Annotated in this window: 18 protein-coding genes and 3 tRNA genes; 11 read left to right on the top strand and 10 right to left on the bottom strand. The window is 64.8% G+C overall.

Features of this window, described 5'->3' with window-relative positions:
* Window positions 1-11: 11 nt before the first annotated feature.
* Together F604_RS0104440 and aceE are read right to left on the bottom strand one after the other, a co-directional pair.
* Window positions 12-1,268, bottom strand: coding sequence for a 2-oxo acid dehydrogenase subunit E2 (locus tag F604_RS0104440; RefSeq protein ID WP_019550584.1), 1,257 nt, complete (start codon window positions 1,266-1,268; stop codon window positions 12-14).
* A gap of 21 nt (window positions 1,269-1,289) precedes the next feature.
* Window positions 1,290-4,013, bottom strand: coding sequence for a pyruvate dehydrogenase (acetyl-transferring), homodimeric type (gene aceE / locus F604_RS0104445; RefSeq protein ID WP_026328969.1), 2,724 nt, complete (start codon window positions 4,011-4,013; stop codon window positions 1,290-1,292).
* Between the two features lie 114 nt (window positions 4,014-4,127).
* Between aceE and F604_RS0104450 the strand changes: the two genes are divergently transcribed.
* On the top strand, window positions 4,128-4,985 hold the full coding sequence (locus F604_RS0104450) for a LysR family transcriptional regulator (RefSeq protein ID WP_019550586.1): 858 nt from the start codon (window positions 4,128-4,130) through the stop codon (window positions 4,983-4,985).
* On the opposite strand, the gene F604_RS0104455 is transcribed toward F604_RS0104450, so the two are convergent.
* Together F604_RS0104455 and F604_RS0104460 are read right to left on the bottom strand one after the other, a co-directional pair.
* Window positions 4,982-5,239, bottom strand: a complete 258-nt coding sequence (locus F604_RS0104455) for a hypothetical protein (RefSeq protein ID WP_019550587.1) — start codon at window positions 5,237-5,239, stop codon at window positions 4,982-4,984. The two genes, F604_RS0104450 and F604_RS0104455, sit on opposite strands and share 4 nt — an antisense overlap.
* Window positions 5,236-5,550 (bottom strand): FtsB family cell division protein, encoded by a 315-nt coding sequence (locus F604_RS0104460; protein WP_015716055.1) that lies wholly within the window; start codon window positions 5,548-5,550, stop codon window positions 5,236-5,238. Before F604_RS0104460 ends, F604_RS0104455 begins: the two co-directional genes overlap by 4 nt.
* Before the next feature lie 157 nt (window positions 5,551-5,707).
* Between F604_RS0104460 and F604_RS0104465 the strand changes: the two genes are divergently transcribed.
* Complete coding sequence (locus F604_RS0104465) at window positions 5,708-6,151, top strand: Fur family transcriptional regulator (protein WP_015716054.1); 444 nt, start codon at window positions 5,708-5,710, stop codon at window positions 6,149-6,151.
* A 143-nt stretch (window positions 6,152-6,294) separates the two neighbouring features.
* Here the strand turns inward: F604_RS0104465 and F604_RS0104470 are convergent, their stop codons facing one another.
* Window positions 6,295-7,725 (bottom strand): leucyl aminopeptidase family protein, encoded by a 1,431-nt coding sequence (locus tag F604_RS0104470; RefSeq protein ID WP_019550588.1) that lies wholly within the window; start codon window positions 7,723-7,725, stop codon window positions 6,295-6,297.
* Between the two features lie 6 nt (window positions 7,726-7,731).
* Between F604_RS0104470 and F604_RS0104475 the strand changes: the two genes are divergently transcribed.
* The 9 genes from F604_RS0104475 (at window position 7,732) to F604_RS0104515 (ending at window position 16,521) form a co-directional block, all read left to right on the top strand.
* Window positions 7,732-8,628 carry a DUF1385 domain-containing protein gene (locus F604_RS0104475; protein WP_155984152.1) on the top strand — a complete coding sequence of 299 codons (897 nt, stop codon included), beginning with the start codon at window positions 7,732-7,734 and terminating at the stop codon, window positions 8,626-8,628.
* Window positions 8,625-9,746, top strand: coding sequence for a tRNA 2-thiouridine(34) synthase MnmA (gene mnmA, locus F604_RS0104480; RefSeq protein WP_019550590.1), 1,122 nt, complete (start codon window positions 8,625-8,627; stop codon window positions 9,744-9,746). Before F604_RS0104475 ends, mnmA begins: the two co-directional genes overlap by 4 nt.
* 35 nt (window positions 9,747-9,781) lie before the next feature.
* On the top strand, window positions 9,782-10,861 hold the full coding sequence (pstS, locus tag F604_RS0104485) for a phosphate ABC transporter substrate-binding protein PstS (RefSeq protein ID WP_019550591.1): 1,080 nt from the start codon (window positions 9,782-9,784) through the stop codon (window positions 10,859-10,861).
* Window positions 10,862-10,925: 64 nt separating this feature from the next.
* Entirely contained in the window at window positions 10,926-11,873 is a 948-nt protein-coding gene (gene pstC / locus F604_RS0104490; RefSeq protein ID WP_248644122.1) for a phosphate ABC transporter permease subunit PstC, read from the top strand.
* A complete protein-coding gene (pstA, locus tag F604_RS0104495; RefSeq protein WP_015716046.1) occupies window positions 11,873-12,742 on the top strand; it encodes a phosphate ABC transporter permease PstA in 870 nt (289 codons plus the stop codon). The genes pstC and pstA overlap by 1 nt, the downstream gene beginning before the upstream one ends.
* The gene (gene pstB, locus F604_RS0104500; protein ID WP_015716045.1) at window positions 12,743-13,534 is read left to right on the top strand and encodes a phosphate ABC transporter ATP-binding protein PstB; all 792 of its coding nucleotides are present in this window, start codon (window positions 12,743-12,745) and stop codon (window positions 13,532-13,534) included.
* 10 nt (window positions 13,535-13,544) lie between these two features.
* A complete protein-coding gene (locus F604_RS0104505; RefSeq protein ID WP_019550593.1) occupies window positions 13,545-14,717 on the top strand; it encodes an MFS transporter in 1,173 nt (390 codons plus the stop codon).
* Entirely contained in the window at window positions 14,718-15,740 is a 1,023-nt protein-coding gene (gene recF, locus F604_RS0104510) for a DNA replication/repair protein RecF (protein WP_019550594.1), read from the top strand.
* Between the two features lie 19 nt (window positions 15,741-15,759).
* The gene (locus tag F604_RS0104515) at window positions 15,760-16,521 is read left to right on the top strand and encodes a DciA family protein (RefSeq protein WP_019550595.1); all 762 of its coding nucleotides are present in this window, start codon (window positions 15,760-15,762) and stop codon (window positions 16,519-16,521) included.
* Between the two features lie 57 nt (window positions 16,522-16,578).
* Here F604_RS0104515 and F604_RS0104520 read toward each other — a convergent pair.
* From F604_RS0104520 to ctaD, 5 genes are all read right to left on the bottom strand, one after another.
* Window positions 16,579-16,655: transfer RNA gene (locus F604_RS0104520), tRNA-Val, on the bottom strand.
* A 1-nt stretch (window position 16,656) separates the two neighbouring features.
* Window positions 16,657-16,731 (bottom strand) — tRNA-Glu (locus F604_RS0104525).
* A 6-nt stretch (window positions 16,732-16,737) separates the two neighbouring features.
* Window positions 16,738-16,813: transfer RNA gene (locus F604_RS0104530), tRNA-Lys, on the bottom strand.
* A gap of 51 nt (window positions 16,814-16,864) precedes the next feature.
* Window positions 16,865-17,566 carry a hypothetical protein gene (locus tag F604_RS0104535; protein ID WP_019550596.1) on the bottom strand — a complete coding sequence of 234 codons (702 nt, stop codon included), beginning with the start codon at window positions 17,564-17,566 and terminating at the stop codon, window positions 16,865-16,867.
* 58 nt (window positions 17,567-17,624) lie between these two features.
* Entirely contained in the window at window positions 17,625-20,000 is a 2,376-nt protein-coding gene (ctaD, locus tag F604_RS0104540; protein ID WP_019550597.1) for a cytochrome c oxidase subunit I, read from the bottom strand.
* Window positions 20,001-20,004: the final 4 nt, after the last annotated feature.

Genomic DNA, 20,004 nt, shown 5'->3' on the forward strand with positions numbered 1-20,004 from the left:
CCGGGCACCCCCTATTCCAAGGCCAGACCTAAAGGATCCTCCAGAAGCTGGGCCAGATGGCGGCAGAAGCGGGCTGCCTCAGCCCCGTCTATAAGCCGGTGGTCGTAGGTGAGGCTGTAAGGCATGATGAGCCGGGGCTGGAAGGCTTCCTTCTCCGGATCCCACACCGGCTTCATCTGGGAACGGGAAACCCCTAAAATGGCCACCTCCGGCCAGTTCACGATGGGGGTGAATCCCGTGCCGCCAATCCCCCCCAGGTTGGAGAGGCTGAAGGTGCCTCCCTGCATCTCCTCCGGGGTGAGCTTCCGCTCCCGGGCCCGTTCGGAAACTTCCTGAAGCTCCTTGGCCAGGCGCAGAACCCCTTTTTGGTCCACATTCCGGATCACCGGCACCAGGAGGCCATGGGGGGTGTCCACCGCCACCCCGATGTGCACGTAATCCTTGTAGATGGTCTCTCCCTTTTCCGCATCGATGGAGGCGTTGAACTTGGGGAAGGCCTTCAGGGTTAGGGCCAGGGCCTTGAGGAGGAAGGCGGTGAGGGTAAGCCGAAAACCCCTTTCCTCCGCCCGCTTAGCGTAGCGCTTTCTTAAACCCTCCAGCTCGGTGATGTCCGCCTCGTCAAAGTGGGTGACCATGGGCACCTGGGCCCAGGCCTGGGCCATGGCCCTCAAGGTGGCCTTGCGCACCCCGCTCATGGGCTCGGTGCGCACCGGGCCCCAGCGGCTGAAATCGGGGAGCTTGGGGGTCGGGAGAGGGCTTATGGCCTCCGCCGGCAGGGAAGGGGGAACCTGGCCCGCAGCCCGCCTCACGTCCTCGGCGGTGATGCGCCCCGCAAGGCCTGTACCCCTCACCTGGCGGATGTCTACCCCGAGCTCCCGGGCCAGGCGCCGCACCGAGGGAGCGGCGGGGATGAGCCGGCCTTCCTCCTGCCCTGCTAAGGCTGGTGAAGGGCTAGAGGCTTTTGAAGGAGGTGCTGCCTGGACCTTCTCCTCCCTGGGTGGGGGGGGCACCTCCTGGGGCGAAGGAACCTCCGCCCCCCCAGCCTCCAGCTCCAGGAAGGGTTGCCCGGGACGCACCTCATCCCCCACCTTCACCAGAACCCGCTTCACCACCCCGCCCGCCTCGGCGGGGACCTCCATCACCGCCTTGTCGGTTTCCAGCTCCAAGAGGGGGTCCCCCGGGGCCACCCGGTCCCCCTCCTTCACCAGCACCCCCACCACCGTGGCGGCGCTCACGTTATCGCCCAGTTCGGGAAGCTTCAGCTCCATCTTGCCCTCCAGAATACCCCCTTACCTCCTGTGGGGCGGGGTTTCCAAAAGCTCGAGCCCAAGCTCCTTCCGTGCCTTGGCCAGAAGCTTGGCCGGCACCTGGCCTTCCTCGGCCAAAAGGGAAAGGGCGGCGTAGGCGATGTGCCGGGCATCCACTTCAAAGAAATCCCTCAAGGCCTCCCGGGTGTCCGAGCGGCCAAAACCATCGGTGCCCAGGGCGCAGAAGGGCCGGTCCAAGTACCCCCTTATGAGGTTGGGCAGGGCTTTGAGGTAGTCGCTGGCGGCCACCACCGGGCCCTCGTGCCCCTCCAAAGCCTCGGCCACATAGGGCTTGCGGGCCTTCCCCAGAAGCCTCCTTTCCCTTTCCGCCTCTATGGCATCGTAGTAGAGGGCCTTATAGCTGGTGGCACTCCAGACATCCGCCACCACCCCGTAGCCCTTAAGAAGCTCCTGGGCCTTCACCGCCTGGGGCAGGATGGGCCCAGAACCCAGAAGCTGGACCCGGGGGCCTTCCCCCTCGCCGAGGCGGAAGAGGTAGAGGCCCTTCAGGATCCCTTCCTTTACCTTCTCACGGGGCTCAGGCATGGGGGGGTGGGGATAGTTTTCGTTCTCTATGGTGATGTAGTAGAAGACATCCTCCCCCTTCTGGTACATGCGCCTTAGGCCGTCTTCCAGGATGACGGCGAACTCGTAGGCAAAGGCGGGGTCGTAGGCCAAGAGGTTGGGGGCCGCCAAGGCGTAGATGTGGCTCTGCCCGTCCTGGTGCTGCAAACCCTCCCCCTCCAGGGTGGTCCGCCCGGCGGTGGCCCCAAGGAGGAAGCCCCGGGTACGCTGGTCGGCCGCCGCCCAGACCAGGTCCCCGATGCGCTGGAGGCCGAACATGGAGTAGGTAATGAGGAAGGGAATGGTGGGGATGCCCCAGTGGGCGTAGGCGGTACCGGCGGCTATAAAGTCGGCCATGGCCCCCGCCTCGGTGATGCCCTCTTCCAGGATCTGGCCCTCCTTGCTCTCCTTGTAGGCGGTGAGGGTGCCGGCGTCCACAGGGATGTAAAGCTGCCCCTGGGGGGAGTAGATGCCCACCTGGGCGATCAGAGCCTCCATGCCGAAGGTGCGGGCCTCGTCGGGCACGATGGGGACGATGAGCTTGCCGATCCTGGGATGCCGGAGGAGCTTGGCCAGGATCCGCACGAAGGCCATGGTGGTGGAGATCTCCCGCCCCCCCGTGCCCTCGTAGAACTCCTGGAAGAACTCCTCCCCCGGCACCTCGAGGCCCCCCTTAAAGCGCACCTGCCTTTCCGGCACAAATCCCCCCAGGGCCCTTCTCCGCTCCAGGAGGTACCTCACCTCGGGAGAGTCCGGCCCCGGGTGGTAGTAGGGAAGCTCAGAAAGCTTTTCCTCGGGGATGGGAATGCCCAAAAAGGTCCGGGCCTCCTTAAGGTCCTCCTCGGTAAGCTTCTTCACCTGATGGGCCACGTTCTTGGCCATGGCCGTGGGCCCCATGCCGTAGCCCTTGATGGTCCGGGCCAGGATGACCACGGGGCTTCCCTTGTGCTCCACCGCCGCCTTGTAGGCGGCATAGATCTTCACCAGGTCGTGCCCACCCCGGCTCCGGGTTAGCTCATCCAGCTCCTCGTCGCTCATGCCCTCGATGAGCTGCTTGAGCTCGGGGGTGTTGAAGAAGCGCTCCTTGAGCTCCTTGGCCCCGAAGGCGGCGTACCGCTGGGACTCCCCGTCCACCAGGGCCTCAAACCGCCTTAAGAGATGGCCTTCCTTATCCTTGGCCAAGAGCCGATCCCAGGCCGAGCCCCAGACGATCTTGATCACCCGCCAACCCGCACCCCTATAAAGCCTTTCCAGCTCCTGGATGACCTTGGAGTTCCCCCGCACGGGCCCGTCCAGGCGCTGCAGGTTGGCGTTCACCACAAAGATGAGGTTATCCAGGTTCTCCCTAGCCGCCAGGTGCAAGGCCCCCACGGTTTCCGGCTCGTCGTGCTCCCCGTCCCCCAGGAAGGCCCAGACCTTGGCGGTGCTTTTGGGCTTCAGGCCCCGGTCCTCGAGGTAGCGCATGAAGCGGGCCTGGTAGATGGCCTGGATGGGGCCAAGGCCCATGCTGACCGTGGGAAACTCCCAAAAATCCGGCATCAGCCAGGGATGGGGGTAACTGGAAAGCCCCCGGCCACCCGGCACAGGGGGATGCACCTCCCGGCGGAAGTTCTCCAGGTCAGCCTCGCTTAACCTTCCCTCCAAAAAAGCCCGGGCGTAGATGCCAGGGGAGGAGTGCCCCTGGAAGAAGACCAGGTCCCGGTCCAGCCCCGCCTCGGGCCCGCGGAAGAAGTGGTTGAACCCCACCTCGTAAAGCTCCGCGATGGAGGCGTAGGTGGAGATATGCCCCCCGATGCCGTCCGCCTTCTTGTTGGCCCGGGTAACCATCATGGCCACATTCCAGCGCAGGATGTTGGCGATGCGCCTTTCCAACCCCAGATCCCCTGGGTAAGGAGGCTCCTTATGCTGGGGAATGGTGTTCAGGTAGGGGGTGGAAAGGCGGTTTTGCGGGAAGAAGCCCTCTAGGTAAAGGTACTCGTCCAGAAGGCGCAAAAGCTCCTCCACCCTGGCAAAGCCCTCCACCCGGAGCACGTACTCCAAGGACTCCCGCCACTCCCGGTTTTCCTCCTCCCTGAACCGGGCCATTTCCTCTGGGGAAAGGGCCTCTAGGGCCTGCTTGAGCACTTCCTCCACTGCGGTCATCCTCCCCCCTTGCATGCAAAACTACACTACACCGACTCCTCATTTCAGTCTGGGTCAAGGGGAGCCTTTTGTCCAATAGAAAAGCCTGGAGCGGTGTGATAAGTTTATTTTATCATGGATCTGCGCCGCCTGCGGCTTTTCCTCCTCCTGGCCGAGGAACGGAACTTCCACCGGGCAGCGGAGAAGGCCTATCTTTCCCAGCCTGCCCTCTCCCAGCAGATCAAGGCCCTGGAGAAGGCGCTGGGAATAAGGCTTCTCGAGCGCAGACCTTTCCGCCTGACCCCTGCGGGGGAGGTGCTGAAGCAGGAGGGCAAGCGGCTTTTAGAGGAGGCGGAAGCGCTTAAAGAACGGGTGCGCCGGGCTGGGCGGCAGGAGCTTCGCTTCGGGGTGCCGGAGAACCTCCTTCCCGACCTCATGCCCCTCCTGGACCATCTGCGCCGGGGCCTAGGCCAGCCGGTGGAGATCCTGGAAATGCACACCCCCGAGCAGGTGAAGGCCCTAAGGGAGGGGAAGCTGGACTATGGGCTTGCGGGGCTAAGGGTAGAGGACCCCGCCATCGGCCAGGAACCCCTTTTGCAGGTGCCCATCGTGGTGGCCCTGCCCGAAGGGCACCCCTTGGCCCACCGGGAACGGGTGCCCCTCAAAGCCCTTAAGGAAGCTCCCTTCCTCCTTCTCCCCAAGGAAACCCTGCCCCCCCTTTACGAGGCCTTCATGGAGGTGTTCCGCCGGGCGGGTTTCACGCCCCGGGTGGCCCGGGAGGTGGCCCGGTTTTCCCAAGCGGTGAGCCTGGTGGCCGCCGGGGTTGGGGTTTACCTTACCCTGGCCCCCTACCGGGTCTTCCCCCACCCCGGGGTGGTGCTCAAGCCCCTCGAGGAGGAGGCCGCCTTACAGGTCTCCCTCATCTACCGCCTCACTCCCCCTCCCCCCAGGCTTTCCGAGGTGCGGGAGCTCTTAAAGGCCCTGGTCCTTTAGGCCTCTAGACCCGGGGCCTCGGCCCCGCCCCAGGCCAGTTCCACCAGGCCGATGAGCTCCTCCACCGGCAGGCCATAGTCGCGGGAAAGGCGGGTGATCTCGTGCCCCAGCCTTCTCAGATGGGCCAGCTCTTGAGGGGTGGCCTCCCGCGCCAGGTCCAAAAGCCAGGAAAGAAGGGTTTCCGCTTCCTCATCGGTGAGGCCGTCGGTCAGGGCTTCATCCTCCAGAAAGAGTGCCGCCGGGTCTTCCCTCATCGCCTCCTTAGTATCTCCTCTTGCCGCACAAAACCCAACCTGCGGACCAGGGCTTCCAGGTAAGCGGGATCCTTGACCGCCTTCACCTCGGCCTCGAGGCGGGCCACCCGGGCCTCCGCCTGGCGCAGGGCTTCCTCCAGCCTGGCCCGCTCCCGAGCGAGCTCATACGCCCTGACCCCCTCCTGCCCCAAAAGGAAAAGGGCATGGGCCAAACCCAGGGCGAAGACCAGGTGGAGGATGCGGTAGACGGGCCGCTCCAAGATGGGTCCATTATACCGCGGACAACCCGTGGCCTTGGAAGGGTATGGCATAATGGAAGAACCTGGAACTTTACCTAAACTTGGGGAACACTCCCTGAGAAAAACCCTTCCCAAAAAGAGAGGGAAAGTCTATACCACCTTTTACCCAATTTGGGTGTTGCATTTGTACACAGCCTGTGTATACTGGAATGGAAAGGAAGGAGGAGCTATGCCAAGGATGAGGGAAAAGGAAAACTACCGGGCGCGGCTAAAGGCGGTTGGGCTCAGGCACACCCTGCCTCGCGAGCGGATCCTCAGCTACCTGGATCGCAAGAACGTCCACCCCACCCCGGAGGAGCTTTACAACGGCCTTAAGAAGCGGGGTTACGACATCGGCCTCTCCACGGTATACCTGAACCTCCACGTCCTCAGGGAACACGGCCTCATCTACGAGTTCCGCGACCCCAAGGGCCTGACCCGCTACGACGGCTACAACGAGCCCCACGTGCACCTGGTCTGCACCTCCTGCGGGAAGGTGGAGGACCTGCTCTTGAAGAACCTGCCGGAGTTGGACCTTTCCCAGGCACAAAAGGCCGCCGCCGAGAAGTCCGGCTGGGCTCTGGAGAACTTCCGCTTGGAGTTCAGGGGGCTCTGCCCCAACTGCCAGGAGTAATACCTTCTCACCGGGGCCCATCCCGGGAAAGTTTCCCCACCCCGCTTTTCTCGCAGGGTGGGGAAACCTTATGGCGCACAACCGGGGCCAGCCTGCCGCAAGGCAGGCTGGGGTGGTTTACCGGGGCTTCCAGCCTGACCAAGTCAGGCTGGGGTGGTATCGGTGAGCCCCCGGGCCACCTCGAGGACCGTCCTCACCCCAAACCCCGTGCCTCCTTCCGGGCCCAGGGCATGGGCCTTTTTGGCGAAGGCGGGCCCGGCGATATCCAGGTGCACCAAGGGCACCGTCACGAACTCCGCCAGGAAGAGGGCGGCCGTGATGGCGCCGCCATTCCGGTCCCCCACGTTCTTAAGGTCGGCCACGGGGCTTTTCAGCTTCTTCCGGTAGGCCCTTTCCAAGGGAAGGGGCCAGACCTTCTCCCCAGCCCGCCTTGCGGCATCTTCCACCCGCCTTCCCCAAGCCTCCTCGGTGGCGAACAGGGCAGCCACCTCCTCCCCTAAGGCCACCACCGCCGAACCGGTAAGGGTGGAAAGTTCCAGAATGCGCCTGGCCCCTTGCCTTTCCGCATAGGCCAGAGCATCGGCCAAGGTAAGCCTTCCCTCGGCGTCGGTGTTCATCACCTCCACCGTTTTGCCGGTCAAGGTCTTGAGGACATCCCCAAGCCGGTAGGCCCGGCCCGAGACCATGTTCTCGCAGGCGGCGATGTAGCCCCGGATCTCCACGGGCAGGCCCAGGAGGGCGGCGCTCTTCATGGCCCCGAGGACCGCCGCTCCCCCGGCCATATCCCCCTTCATGGTGGCCATGCCCTCCGTGGGCTTGAGGGAGTAGCCCCCGGAGTCAAAGGTGAGCCCCTTGCCCACCAAATCCAGCCTTTCCCCGGCGCCTTCCGGGGCATAGCGCAAAGCGATGAAACGGGGTGGGTTTTCCGAGCCCTGGGCCACCGCTAGGAAAGCCCCCATGCCCAAAGCCTGGATGGCCCCTTCGTCCAGAACCTCCACCTCTACCCCGAAGGCCTTAAGGGAAAGGGCCGCCTCCGCCAGGGCCTCCGGGGTGAGGACGTTGGGAGGCTCGTTCACCAGGTCGCGGGCCCAGTAAACGCCTTCCGCCACCTTCTTCGCCCTTTCCACCTCCTCCGGGTTAGCTCCGGAAAGCTGGATGGCCACGGGCTTTTCCTCCCTGGAGCCCTTGTAGCGGTCAAAGCGGTACGCCCCCAAGAGAATCCCTTCCGCCAGGGGGTAGGCCTCGAGGGCCTCCACCAGAACCTCGGGGAAGGATAGCTTGGCGAGCGCCTGGGCCAGCCTTCCCCCCGTGGCCCGGGGATCCTCGTCCAGGCCGAAGAGGAGGAAATGCCCCTCGGGGGTGGAAAGCAAGAGGTTCTCCCCCGCCTCCCCCTTGAACCCTGCCCCGGCCATGGCCCGCCTTAGAACTCCTCCCAGACGGACATCCAGGGCCTCTCCCTGGGGGGTAAGCTCCCCCTTCTTCACCCACACCACCTTCAAAGGAGCCTTCCCCTCCGCCAACGTGGCCTCTAAAGCATGCAAGGTGATCACGCCTGGAAGATACCACGCCCCCATGGCAGAATGGGAGGGATGCGGCTTCTTTTGCTTCTCGCCAAGCAGGTGGCCCTAGGGGGTTCGGCGGCCCTCGAGGGGGTGATGATGAAGGCTCCCTGGGCCTGGGCCCTGGCGGTACGCCTTCCCGACGGCCAAATCCACGTGGAGCGCCACGAGGAGCCCGCCCTAAGCCAGCGCTACCCCCGGGCCAAGCTCCCCCTGATCCGGGGGGTGGTGGCCCTTTGGGATGCCCTTTCCGTGAGCTACCGGGCCCTGGCCCGCAGCGCCGAGCTGGTGGGGGGCGAAGAGGAAATGCCCAAGGGGGCCCTGTGGGGCACGGTGGCGGTGAGCCTCCTTCTGGGCATCGCCCTCTTCATCGTGCTGCCGGGGTTCCTGGCCGGCCTCCTCCTGGATGCCGCCCGCTTCCCCCTTCTCTACAACCTCCTGGCCGGCCTCCTCAAGGTGGGCATCCTGGTGGGCTACCTCCGCTTCATCGGACGCCTGCCGGAGATCAAGCGCTTCTTCATGTACCACGGGGCGGAGCACAAGGCCATCCACGCCTTTGAAAAGGGGCTTCCCCTCACCGTGGAAAACGTCATGGCCCAGCCCCGCTTCCACCCCCGGTGCGGCACCACCTTCATCGCTTTTGTCATCGTGGTTTCCATCTTGGTCTACAGCTTTATTCCCGCCCCGGAGGTACTCTGGTGGCGGCTCCTGGCCCGGGTCCTCTTCCTGCCGGTGGTGGCGGCCTTGGCCTTTGAGCTCCTCTACTTCTCCGCCCGGCACAACGACCCCGTTTCCCTGTTCTTGAGGGAGCTTGGCTTCCGCTTCCAGGCCCTCACCGTGGCCGAGCCCACCCCGGAGATGGCGGAGGTGGCCATAAGGAGCACGGAGGCCGCCTTGGGCGAACGGGTGGTGGCATGAGCAAGAAGGTTCTGGTGGCCATGTCTGGGGGCGTGGACTCCTCCGTCTCCGCTTACCTCCTGAAGGAGGCGGGGTACGAGGTGGTGGGGGCCATGATGCGCTTCTGGCCCGAGGAGCCCCCAAGGCCCACCCTGGATATCCCCCCCAAGGGGCGGGCCTGGGAAAGCTGCTGCACCCCCGAGGCCGCCTACGAGGCCCGCAGGGTGGCGGAAACCCTGGGCATCCCCTTCTACCTCTTGGACTACCGGGAGACCTTTGAGGAGGAGATCATAAAGCCCTTCCTAGAGGACTACGCCCAAGGCCGCACCCCCAACCCCTGTGCCCGCTGCAACACCTTCGTCAAGTTCGGGGCCCTCCTCAAGCAGGCCCAGCGCCTGGGCCTGGACTATGTGGCCACGGGGCACTACGTGCGCCGGGAGGGGGAAAGCCTTCTCCGGGGAATAGACCCCCTGAAGGACCAGAGCTACTTCCTCTGGGGAACCCCCAAGGAAGCCCTGCCCCACCTCCTCTTCCCCGTGGGGGGGATGACCAAGGCTGAGGTGCGGGCCCTGGCGGAAAGGGCCGGGCTTCCCACCGCCAGGAAGCCGGAAAGCCAGAACCTCTGCTTCGTGGCCGGGGACCTGAAGGAGTTCCTGAGGGAAAGGCTCAAGGTCCGCCCCGGTCCCCTGGTGGACGCCCTCACCGGGGAGGTGGTGGGAGAGCACCAAGGGGCAAGCCTCTACACCATCGGCCAGCGAAAGGGCCTCGGCCTGTTCAAGCCCCACCTGGAGCAGTACGTGGTGGGTGTGGACCCCCTGGCCAACGTGGTCTACGTGGGGCCCAGGGAGGCTACCCTTTGGCTAGGGCTTGAGGGGGAGGAAGCCAACCTCCTGGCCGAGCTTCCCGAGGAAGTGGAGGTCCAGGTGCGCTACCGCACCCCTCCCGTAAGGGCCAAGGTGGAGTCCTTAAACCCCTTGCGCCTTCGCTTCGCCACCCCGGTCTTCGCCGTGACCCCGGGGCAAAGCGCCGTGTTCTACCAGGGGGAGAGGCTTTTGGGAGGCACGGTGATCCGCCAGGGGCTTTACAACCTGGCAGGCCTCGAGGGGAAGCCCCAGGCAAACGCCTTGACCTTCTCCTGACAAAGGGCTGCCAGAGTACAGGTGGGAGGTTTCGGATGCGACGGCTAACGGCAACGGTTTTGGGAGCATTGGCACTTGCAGCGTCAGCGTGGGCGCAAAGCACCATTACCCTGGTGGGGGCAGGGGCCACCTTCCCTTACCCCCTGATGGCCAAGTACGCGGACGAGTACACCCGGCTCACCGGGGGTAAGGTGCGCATCAACTACCAGTCTATCGGCTCCGGCGGGGGTATCCGGCAGTTCCTGGAGCAGACGGTGCACTTCGGTGCCAGCGACGCTCCCTTAAGCGACCAGGTGATGAAGGATGTGAAGACCCGCTTCAAGACCAACGCCCTCAACATCGCTTATGCCCTGGGGGCGGTGGTCCCGGTCTATAACCTTCCTGGGGTGCGGGAACCCCTGCGCTTCACCGGACCCGTGCTGGCGGACATCTACCTGGGCAAGATCAAGACGTGGAATGACCCTGCTCTGCAAGCGCTCAACCCCAATGTGAAGCTTCCTCCCCTGCCCATCACTGTGGTGCACCGCTCCGACGGCTCCGGCACCACTTATGTCTGGGTAGACTACCTTTCCAAGGTTTCCCCCGAGTGGGCCAGCAAGGTGGGGCGGGGCACCAGCGTCCAGTGGCCCGTGGGCGTGGGAGGCAAGGGCAACGAGGGCGTGGCCGGGGTGGTCAAACAGACCCCTGGGGCCATCGGCTACGTGGAGGTCACCTACGCCAAGCAAAATAACTTGAGCTACGGAGCGGTGCAGAACAAATCAGGCCGGTTCATTCTGGCGGATCTGGCCAGTATAAAGGCCGCCGCTAACGTGCCCCTCCCCGGGGACATGCGGGTCTCCATCACCGACACCGCAGCTCCCGACGGCTACCCCATCGCCAGCTTCACCTACCTCCTCCTTTACGAGGACCTCTCCGTCAATAAGGCGGTGAAGAGCGAGGCTGAGGCCCGGGCCCTGGTGGAGTTCGTGAAGTGGATCCTCACCGACGGGCAGAAGTACAACGAGCCCCTCACCTACGGGGCCCTGGACTCCGTGCCCCAACAGCGGGCCCTGGCCCTCCTTTCCCGGGTCACCTACCAGGGCAAGCCCATCGGCAAAGAGATCACGGGGCGCTAGAAACACCCTTGCCCCAGGGGTGGCCTTTTCCCAGGCCACCCCTTATCTTGAAAAGGGGTTGTCCATGAAGCGGCTGTACACCCATTCTGGCGACCGGATCTTTGCCTGGGCCCTCCTTCTCCTGGCTCTGGGCGTGGTGGTCTTGGCCCTGCTCATGGCCTACGAGCTCTACCAAGGGGGAAGCCTGGCCCTGAAGCGCTTTGGGCTTTTGGGGTTTGCCCTGGGTAGGGAGTGGGACCCCGTGATCCAGAAGTCCTTCGGGGCCTGGCCGTACATCTTGGGCACGGTGATCGTGAGCCTTTCGGCTCTTTTGCTCTCCTTTTTCCCCGCCCTGGCCGCAGCCATCTTCGCCGCCGAGTATGCCCCCAGGTGGCTCGCCCAGGTGATCAACTTTCTCCTGGACCTCATGGCCGCGGTGCCCAGCGTGGTCTACGGCCTTTGGGGTATCTTCGTCTTAGCCCCGTGGATCCGGGACCAGGTACAGCTTCCCCTCTACATGTGGGCGGCGGAGCATGCGCCCTGGTTGGTGCCCATTCTGGGGGTACCCACGGGATATGGGCTGATGACCGCCGTTTTGATCCTGGCCTCCATGATCGTTCCCTACACCGCCGCCTTAGCCCGGGATGCCATCGCCCTGGTGCCCAAGGAGCATCGGGAAGCCGCCTACGCCTTGGGGGCTACCCGCTGGGAAGTGATGCGCATGGCCATCCTTCCTTTGGCCCGGGGCGGGATCATCGCCGGGGCCTTTTTGGCCCTGGCCCGGGCGGTGGGGGAAACCATGGCGGTCACTATGGTCATCGGCAACTCCCACAAGCTCCCCTACACCCTCTTCGGCGGGGCGGCCACCATGCCCAGCGTGATCGCCAACGAGTTCACCGAGGCCGTGGAGGACCTGCACCTTTCCGCCTTGATCGCCGTGGGCTTCCTTCTCTTCTGGGTTTCCATGGCGGTGAACTTCGCGGCGGCCTACGTCCTCCGGCGCCAGGAGCGCCTGGTCAAGGGGGTGCTGTGATGCTTCCTGCCGGCAACCTGAGGAGCCTGGAAAAAAACCTGGCCCTTCGAGCCCGCTACCGCAAGGAGCGCTTCATGATGGCCCTGGTGGGCCTGGGTACGGGGCTTGCCTTCCTCATCCTGCTTTTGGTGCTGGCCTACGCCTTAAGCCAAGGGGCAGGCGCCCTTAACCTGGATTTCTTCCTTAAGGATATGCGCCCCCCCGGGGAAACCGGAGGGGGGCTCAGGCAAGCCATCGTGGGTACCTTGATCGTGGACGGGCTGGGACTTCTCATTGCCCTGCCCTTTGGCTTGGCCGCCGGGATCCTCCTGGCCGAGTATCCCGACCATCCGGTAAACCCGTACCTCCGCCTCCTCTCCGACACCTTAAACGGCATGCCCGCCATCCTCTTTGGGCTTTTGGCCTTCATCCTCATCGTAAAGCCCATGGGGGGGTTTTCGGGCCTCTCGGGGGCCTTCGCCTTGGGCTTCCTCATGATCCCCATCCTGGCCCGGAGTACCGAGGGCGTCCTCGCCCTGGTACCCAAGGAGATCCGTGAAGCCGGCCTGGCCCTGGGGCTTCCCCGCTGGCGGGTGATCCTTTCCCTGGTCCTGCCCACGGCCCGGGCCGGGCTCATCACGGGGGTTCTTCTGGCCTTCGCCCGGGCGGCGGGGGAAGCAGCACCTCTCCTCTTCACCGCCTTTGGCAGTCCCCTCTTGGAGCTAAACCCCCTTAAGCCCATGGACACCCTTCCCCTGCGGCTTTTCGCCTTTGCCATCAGCCCCTACGAGGACTGGCACCGCCAGGCCTGGGCTGCGGGGCTGGTGCTCTTCGGGCTCATCACCCTGACGAGCCTGCTGGCCCGCTGGGCCTCGAGGAGGAGGTTCTAAATGTTACCGGAAACCAAGGAAACCGTGGGCACCCACATGGAATCCAAAGGGCTAGTGGTCCGCTACGGAAACCGGGTGGGCGTGGGGGTCGGGGGCGGGGTAAACCTCCCCATCTACCGCCACCGGATCACCGCCCTCATCGGGCCCTCCGGGTGCGGCAAGACCACATTCCTAAGGGCCCTAAACCGCATGCATGACCTCACCCCCATCGCCCGAGTGGAAGGGGAGGTCCTCCTGGACGGGGAAAACATCTACGCCCCCGGAGTGGACCCGGTTCTGGTGCGGAGGCGGGTGGGGATGGTCTTCCAAAAACCCACGGCCTTCCCCACCATGTCCATCTACGACAACGTGGCGGCGGGTCTTAAGCTGGTGGGTATAAGGGATAAGCGGCGCCTGGACGAGGCGGTGGAAAGGGCCCTGCGGGGCGCTGCCCTGTGGGACGAGGTCAAGGATCGCCTGCGCACCCCGGCGAGCGGCCTTTCCGGAGGACAGCAACAACGCCTCACCATCGCCCGGGCCCTGGCGGTGGAGCCGGAGGTCCTGCTTATGGACGAGCCCACCGCCAGCCTGGATCCCATCTCCACCCAGGCCATAGAGGACCTCCTCCTCTCCCTGAAGGAGCAGGTGACCATCGTCATCGTGACCCACAACATGCAACAGGCCGCCCGGGTTTCCGACTACACTGCCTTCTTCCTCAACGGGGAGATGGTGGAGTTCGGTGCCACCGAGTCCCTCTTCACCAAGCCCAAGGACCCTCGCACCGAGGCCTACATCACCGGCCGCTTCGGATAAGCTCTAGGGCATGTCCCCTGTAGGCCTCCTCTTCCTGACCCTTTTCAACAGCATCCTGGGGCTTTCCATCCTCTTCCCCATCCTGGGGCCTTTGGGCCGGGAGCTCGGGCTCACCGAGGTCCAGGTGGGTCTTTTCTCCACTGGCTACGCCCTCATGCAGTTCCTCCTTTCGCCTCTCTGGGGAAGGCTGAGCGAGAAGGGCAGGAAGCCCATCCTCCTCCTGGGCATCCTGGGCTTTGCCGTGAGTTTCCTCCTCTTTGGCCTCTTTGCCCTTTTGGGCCAAAGGGGGCTGGTTTCCGCGGAACTCCTCTTCCCTCTCCTCCTCCTGGCCCGGCTTCTTGGCGGGGCCTTCAGCTCCGCCACCCTACCCACCGCCCAGGCCTACGTGGCCGATATCACCGGGCGGGAACACCGCACCGCAGGCATGGCCCTCTTGGGGGCTGCCTTCGGCCTGGCGGTCATCCTGGGGCCCGCCTTGGGGGCGGGGCTTGCCGCATGGTTTGGCCTCCTGGCCCCGGTGTTCTTCTCCTCCGGCATCGCCTTCCTCAACGCCCTTTTCGTGGCCCTGGTCCTGCCGGAATCCAGGCCCCAGGGATCGCAGGAGGCGGGGCACCTTTCCCCCTGGGATGGAAGGGTCTTCCCCCTTCTCCTCCTGGGGTTTTCCCTGAACCTTTCCGGGGTGGCCCTCGAGCAGACCATCGCCTTCTACTTCCAAGACCGCCTCGGGCTTTCGGGGGTGGAAACCGCCAGGAGCGTGGGGCTTGCCCTGGTGCTTTACGGCTTTGTGGCGGTCTTCATCCAGGGTTTCCTGGTGCGGCGCTTCTCCTGGCCGCCTAGGACCCTCCTCCTCCTGGGGCTACCCGTGGGCATCCTGGGCTTCCTCCTTTTGGTGGTGGCCCATGGCTTTCCCCTTTTGGCCCTGGGCCTGGCCCTGCAGGGGGCGGGGACGGCCCTGGCGGGGCCGGGGGTCACCGCCGCCCTCTCCCTGGCCGTGGGGGAAGGGGAACAAGGTCTGGTGGCAGGCTTGAACGCCTCCGCCCAGGCCCTAGGCCGGATGCTCGGGCCTGTTCTGGGTACAGGCCTCTACCGCCTTTCCCCTGAGGCCCCCTACCTCCTGGGGGCTATCCTCCTCCTCGTGGCCCTCCTGGCCCTTCCCTTTCTCTTTCGTCGGGCAAGGATCTAGATGCGTCTCCTCGTCTTCCGCCAGAGAAACTTCCGCAACCTGGCCCTCTCGGCCTTCCAGCCCCCTCAGGGCCTTTTCGCCCTGGTGGGAGGGAACGCCCAGGGGAAGACCAGCCTCCTCCTCGGCATCCACCTGGCCCTTGGAGGCGAGGTCCGGGCTTCCTTGGCCGACCTGATCCGTTTCGGAGAGGAGGAAGCCTGGCTGCAGGCGGAGGTGGAAACCGAGCTGGGTCTATACCGGATCGAGCAACGGCTGAGGCCGGAGGGAAGGGAGATCGTGCTGAACGAGAAGGCGGTGAGCCTACGGGCACTCCAGGAACTTCCGGGTTCGGTTTTGGTGCTTCCTGAGGACGTGGAGGTGGTCCTGGGGAGCCGGGAGGAGAGGCGGGCCTTTCTGGATCGCCTGATCGGGCGCTTCTCCCGCCGGTACGCCGCCCTTCTTTCCGCCTACGAAAAGGCCCTGCGCCAGCGAAACGTCCTTTTGAAGGCTGGGGGGAACGGGCTTTCCGTATGGGATCAGGAGCTGGCCCGCTACGGCACGGAGATCATGGCCTTTAGAAGGCGCTTCTTAAAGCGATTCTTGCCCATATTCCAATCCGTCCACCGGAGCCTGGCCCCGGGGGAGGTGGGGCTTCTTCTGGAGGAAACCGCCCCGGGGGATCTCCTCGAGGCCCTAAGGACCCGGAGGGAGGAGGAGCTGGCCCGGGGGCAGACCCTGGTGGGCCCCCACCGCGACGACCTGGTCTTCCTGCTCTCAGGACGGCCGGTCCACCGCTTTGGTAGCCGGGGGGAGGCCAAGGCGGTGGCCCTCTCCCTCCGCCTGGCCGAGCACCGCCTGCTTTCCGAGCACCATGGGGAAGCCCCCCTTCTCCTGGTGGACGAGTGGAGCGAGGAGCTGGACGAGGGCAAACGGCAGGCGGTTCTGGCCTATACCCGCACCCTACCCCAGGCCATCCTGGCGGGGCTTTGGGCCCCCGAGGGGGTGCCGGTATGCTGGGTGGAAGGAGGGGTGGTCCTATGCTGACCCTCCCGGGAGGGTGGGCATGCCCTGGCGGCTTAAGGAGGTGATCCCCGAGGCCCTGAAGAAGGCAGGGGGCAGGGAAAAGCTAAAGCGGGGCCTGGTCCTGGCTGCCTGGCGGGAGGTGGTGGGCAAGGAACTGGCTCGCCTAAGCGAACCCCTGGCCCTCGAGGGGGGTGCCCTCACCGTGCGCGTGGCGGACCCCGTCACCGCCCACCAGCTCACCTATAGCCGCCTGGCCCTTTTGCGACGCTACGAGGAGCAGTTTCCAGGGGTGGTGAAGGAGATCCGCTTTGTGGTGGGGCCCCTGGAAAAGGAGCCAGAGACCCCCAAAACCCCGGAAAACCCCGAGCGCCTCCTATGGGCAAGTCGCCGGGCGTTGGAGCTTTCGGAAAAAGCCCCCCTGGAGCTACGGGAAAAGGTAGCCCGGGCCGCCCTGGCCCTTTTGCAAAAGGATCGAGGCGAGCCCTGCCCCATCTGCGGAAGCCCCAGCCCCAAGCATCCCTGCCCCACCTGCCGCCGCCTTCTGGAAAGCCCCTGGGTGCGCAAGGAGGCGGAGCGCCTCAAGCGGGGCCGGCCCACGGGCCTCGAGGGGGAAGCCCTCCTGGTGGCTCGGCACCTGGCCAGACAATCCCTTCTCAGCGAGATGGAAGCCCTTTACCCCCAGGCCTTACGGGACGAAACCCTACGTCCTCTGCTCCGGGACCTGGCCCAGCGCTTCCGGACCCTCTTTCCTGGGGAAACCCTCCCCGAGGCGGTGCGGAGCCTCCTCGCCAAGGAGGCCTAAAGCCCTCAAAACATCTTCCCCCTCGCTACCGAGGGGGGAAGTTTTGTGTTCCCATCGTGGTGGGCGGCAGAGGATTTGAACCTCTGACCTCTCGCTTGTAAGGCGAGCGCTCTGACCAGCTGAGCTAGCCGCCCGTGGTGACCCCAGGGGGAATCGAACCCCCGTTTCGGCCTTGAGAGGGCCGCGTCCTGACCGCTAGACGATGGGGCCCTGGCTTGGTGGGCCGTGCAGGATTCGAACCTGCGACCTACCGATTAAAAGTCGGTTGCTCTGCCAGCTGAGCTAACGGCCCAACAGCCTTAGTGATTATAGGGGAAGGGCAAGGGCTTGTCCAGGGCAAAGGCTAAAAGAGCCCCCTTAGGCGCTCCATGATCCTAAGGCCAAGGGCTTCCTCCTCTGACCGCCTTAGGAGGCCCACGAGGTCGAATGGCCTCCTCGCCACCGCCTCGAGGGTCACCTTAGGCAAGGGCGCTTTCCCTAAGAAGGCGAAGAAGTCCCCGTCGGCCCAGGGAGGGACCCAAGCCCCACTCCGGCAGAGGAAAACCCGGTGAAAGACCCCTTCCACCCGCCCCCCGGGGTCCAGCGCCCGCGCCACCGGGACCTGGGGCTCGGGCTCCAAGGAGGGGTCCCGCCAGGGAGGGTAATAGACCCGAAGCCTCGCCCCCAGGCGGTGGTAGAAGACCATCCAGTCGTCGCAGGCGGGCTCCTCCCCCAAGGGGCGGTAGCCCGCATCGTGGTGGGCGTCAAAGAGGACCACCTCCCTCACACCTTCCCGTACCTCGGGGTGGAAGGCCAGGGCGTTGCTTTCGGCGTAGTAGAGCACCGCCCCAGGGGCGAAGGCGAAGCGCCCCCAGAAGCCCTCCCACCCCCGGGCCCCGGGCAGGGGAAGCCCCCGGAGGAGGAAGGCCAAGGCCCGCTCCTCCCAGGCCTCCTCCAGGTAATAGGGGGTTTCAAAGTGGGCCCAGGCGAAGAGGGGGGCCAGGGGGTCCTTGGCGTCTTGGGGCACGGGGAAGAAGTAGTCAAAGTCCACCACCAAAAGCCGCATCCCCTTCTATCCATAGCAAAGGCCCCCGCCCCAGGGCGGGGGCCCAGCACCCGATGCCTCACCAGATGTAGAAGAGGACCACGATGACCAGCCAGACGGCGTCCACCAGGTGCCAGTACATGCTGGCGGCCTCGAGGGTGCCGTGGTGGTGCTGGGTAACCTTGCCCCTAAGGGCCTGGAGGTAGGCCAGGATGAGGCCAAAGCCCCCGATGACCACGTGCAGGCCGTGGAGGCCCACGATGGTGAAGAAGGTGGCGGTCCACAGATTCTCCTGCCAGCTGGAGTGGCGGTGGAATTCGTAGAACTCATAGGACTGCACCAGGAAGAAGAGAACCCCCAGGATGATGGTGACCAAAAGGCCAAAGCGGAAGGGGCTGAACCGGCCACGCCTCAGGTCGTGGTGGGCAAAGTGCACGGTGAAGGAGGAGCTCACCAGGAAGAAGGTGTTGAGGAGGGCAAGCCAAAGGGCAGGCCGTTCCTCCGGGGGTACCGCCGCCCCGGTGAGGCGCAGGTAGAGGTAGCCGGCGATGAGGATGGCGAAGAGGCCCACTTCCGAAACCATGAACCAGGCCATCCCCATCCAGGCGTTGGACTTGCCCGTGAGGGTGTGGTGCTCCACCGGGTGGCTGTACTCGTCCTCGAGGGCCCACCTGATCAGGCCGTAAGCAAAAAGGGCCAGGAAGACCCACATCCACACGTTGGGCACAGGCAGGGCCGCCACGGAAACAAAGAAGGCGAAGAGGGTAGCGGCGGAGTAAAAGGGCCAGAAGGAGCTATTGGGCAGGTGGATGTGGCTGGGGTCTTCGGGCTTCAGCTCCACCCCCTTCTTGGCCCAGTCGTAGAGAGGCCGCTCAGAGGGGAAGTCCTTGGGCAGGACCACGTCAAAGTTATGGGCCTTGGGCGGGGAGCTGGTGAGCCACTCCAGGGTGTAGCCACCCCAGGGGTTATCCGGAGCCTTCTCCCCGGAGCGCAGGCTCTTCCACATAACGTAGATCCAGACCAGACCCCCGAGGCCCAGGATGAAGGCCCCGACGGTGGAAATGAAGTTGAGCTCGGGCCAGCCGGCGATGTCGGCGTTGTAGGTGTAGTAGCGCCGGGGCATGCCCAGGTAGCCCAGGGCGTACTGGGGAAGGAAGGTGACCAGGTAGCCCACGAGGAAGAGCCAGAAGTGGAGCTTGCCGAGCCGCTCGTCGTACATGCGGCCCGTCATCTTAGGCCACCAGTAGTAAAGCCCGGCAAAGGCCCCGAAGGCGCTCCCCGCCATGAGGACGTTGTGGAAGTGGGCCACCACGAAGTAGGAGTCGTGGAACTGGTAGTCCAATGGGGTCATGGAGAGCATGACCCCGGTAATCCCCCCAAGGAGGAAGTTGAAGATGAAGCCCAGGACCCAATAGAGGGGGGTGTGCATCTGGAGCTTGCCGCCCCAAAGGGTGCCGATGAGGTTAAAGAGCTTCACCCCCGTGGGCACGGCGATGAGGGCGGTGAAGAAGGCGAAGGCGATCTGGAAGAGGGTGGACTCGCCCACGGCGAACATGTGGTGGGCCCAGACCATGGTGCCCAGGACCACGATCCCCATCTGGGCCCAGACCATCTGCTTGTAGCCGAAAAGGGGCTTGCGGGCGAAGGTGGAGGCCACCTCGGCGAGGATGCCCAGGTAGGGCAGGAGCATCACGTAGACCGTGGGGTGGGAGTAGAACCAGAAGAACTGCTGGAAGAGGACGGGGTCGCCCCCGATGTCGGGGTTGAACCAGGTGAGGCCGATCTTGCGGTCCAGGAGGACCAGCAGGGTGGCCGCAGTAAGCCCCGCCAGGCTGAAAAGGTTGAGCACGCTGGCGGCGAAGACGCTCCACACGTACATGGGCATCTTCCACATGCTCATCCCTTGGGCCCTGAGGTTGTAGATGGTGGCGATGAAGTTGGCGTTGCCCAAGAGGCTGGAAAAGCCCAGGAGCAGGATGGCGGCCATGTAGAAGTCCACCCCGCTACCCGACTGCACGGAGAAGGGGTAGTAGAAGGTCCAGCCCACGCTGGGAGCTCCACCGGGGAAGAGGTAGCTCATCAGGGCCAGGATGATGGCTCCCAGAAAAGCCCAGTAGCTGAAGGCGTTCACCCGGGGCAGGGCCACATCCCTGGCCCCTAGCATCAGGGGCACCACGAAGTTCCCAAAGCCGGTGAGCCCGGCCTGGATGATGAAGAAGAAGAGCATGGTGGCCCCGTGGAGGGTGAGAATCTGGTTGTACTGCTCTCCGGTGAGGAGGGTGTTGTTGGGCACCGCCAGCTGCGCCCGGATGAGGAGGGAGAAAACCCCCGCCAGGGCGAAGGCGAAGAAGGCGGTGGCCGTGTACATGAGGCCGATCTTCTTGTGGTCCACGGTGGTGAGCAGGTCCCAAAGGACCGCCCACAGTCCGGCTTTGGGTTTTGCAGTGATGGCCATCCCT

Source organism: Thermus scotoductus DSM 8553 (genome assembly GCF_000381045.1).
In the GTDB taxonomy this organism is placed as follows: Bacteria; Deinococcota; Deinococci; order Deinococcales; family Thermaceae; genus Thermus; species Thermus scotoductus.

Bases quoted from the DNA above. Each gene is read 5' to 3' on its own strand.
- F604_RS0104440 (WP_019550584.1), bottom strand. From the start codon at position 1,268: ATGGAGCTGAAGCTTCCCGAACTGGGCGATAACGTGAGCGCCGCCACG.
- aceE (WP_026328969.1), bottom strand. From the start codon at position 4,013: ATGACCGCAGTGGAGGAAGTGCTCAAGCAGGCCCTAGAGGCCCTTTCC.
- F604_RS0104450 (WP_019550586.1), top strand. From the start codon at position 4,128: ATGGATCTGCGCCGCCTGCGGCTTTTCCTCCTCCTGGCCGAGGAACGG.
- F604_RS0104455 (WP_019550587.1), bottom strand. From the start codon at position 5,239: ATGAGGGAAGACCCGGCGGCACTCTTTCTGGAGGATGAAGCCCTGACC.
- F604_RS0104460 (WP_015716055.1), bottom strand. From the start codon at position 5,550: ATGCCATACCCTTCCAAGGCCACGGGTTGTCCGCGGTATAATGGACCC.
- F604_RS0104465 (WP_015716054.1), top strand. From the start codon at position 5,708: ATGCCAAGGATGAGGGAAAAGGAAAACTACCGGGCGCGGCTAAAGGCG.
- F604_RS0104470 (WP_019550588.1), bottom strand. From the start codon at position 7,725: ATGGGGGCGTGGTATCTTCCAGGCGTGATCACCTTGCATGCTTTAGAG.
- F604_RS0104475 (WP_155984152.1), top strand. From the start codon at position 7,732: ATGGGAGGGATGCGGCTTCTTTTGCTTCTCGCCAAGCAGGTGGCCCTA.
- mnmA (WP_019550590.1), top strand. From the start codon at position 8,625: ATGAGCAAGAAGGTTCTGGTGGCCATGTCTGGGGGCGTGGACTCCTCC.
- pstS (WP_019550591.1), top strand. From the start codon at position 9,782: ATGCGACGGCTAACGGCAACGGTTTTGGGAGCATTGGCACTTGCAGCG.
- pstC (WP_248644122.1), top strand. From the start codon at position 10,926: ATGAAGCGGCTGTACACCCATTCTGGCGACCGGATCTTTGCCTGGGCC.
- pstA (WP_015716046.1), top strand. From the start codon at position 11,873: ATGCTTCCTGCCGGCAACCTGAGGAGCCTGGAAAAAAACCTGGCCCTT.
- pstB (WP_015716045.1), top strand. From the start codon at position 12,743: ATGTTACCGGAAACCAAGGAAACCGTGGGCACCCACATGGAATCCAAA.
- F604_RS0104505 (WP_019550593.1), top strand. From the start codon at position 13,545: ATGTCCCCTGTAGGCCTCCTCTTCCTGACCCTTTTCAACAGCATCCTG.
- recF (WP_019550594.1), top strand. From the start codon at position 14,718: ATGCGTCTCCTCGTCTTCCGCCAGAGAAACTTCCGCAACCTGGCCCTC.
- F604_RS0104515 (WP_019550595.1), top strand. From the start codon at position 15,760: ATGCCCTGGCGGCTTAAGGAGGTGATCCCCGAGGCCCTGAAGAAGGCA.
- F604_RS0104535 (WP_019550596.1), bottom strand. From the start codon at position 17,566: ATGCGGCTTTTGGTGGTGGACTTTGACTACTTCTTCCCCGTGCCCCAA.
- ctaD (WP_019550597.1), bottom strand. From the start codon at position 20,000: ATGGCCATCACTGCAAAACCCAAAGCCGGACTGTGGGCGGTCCTTTGG.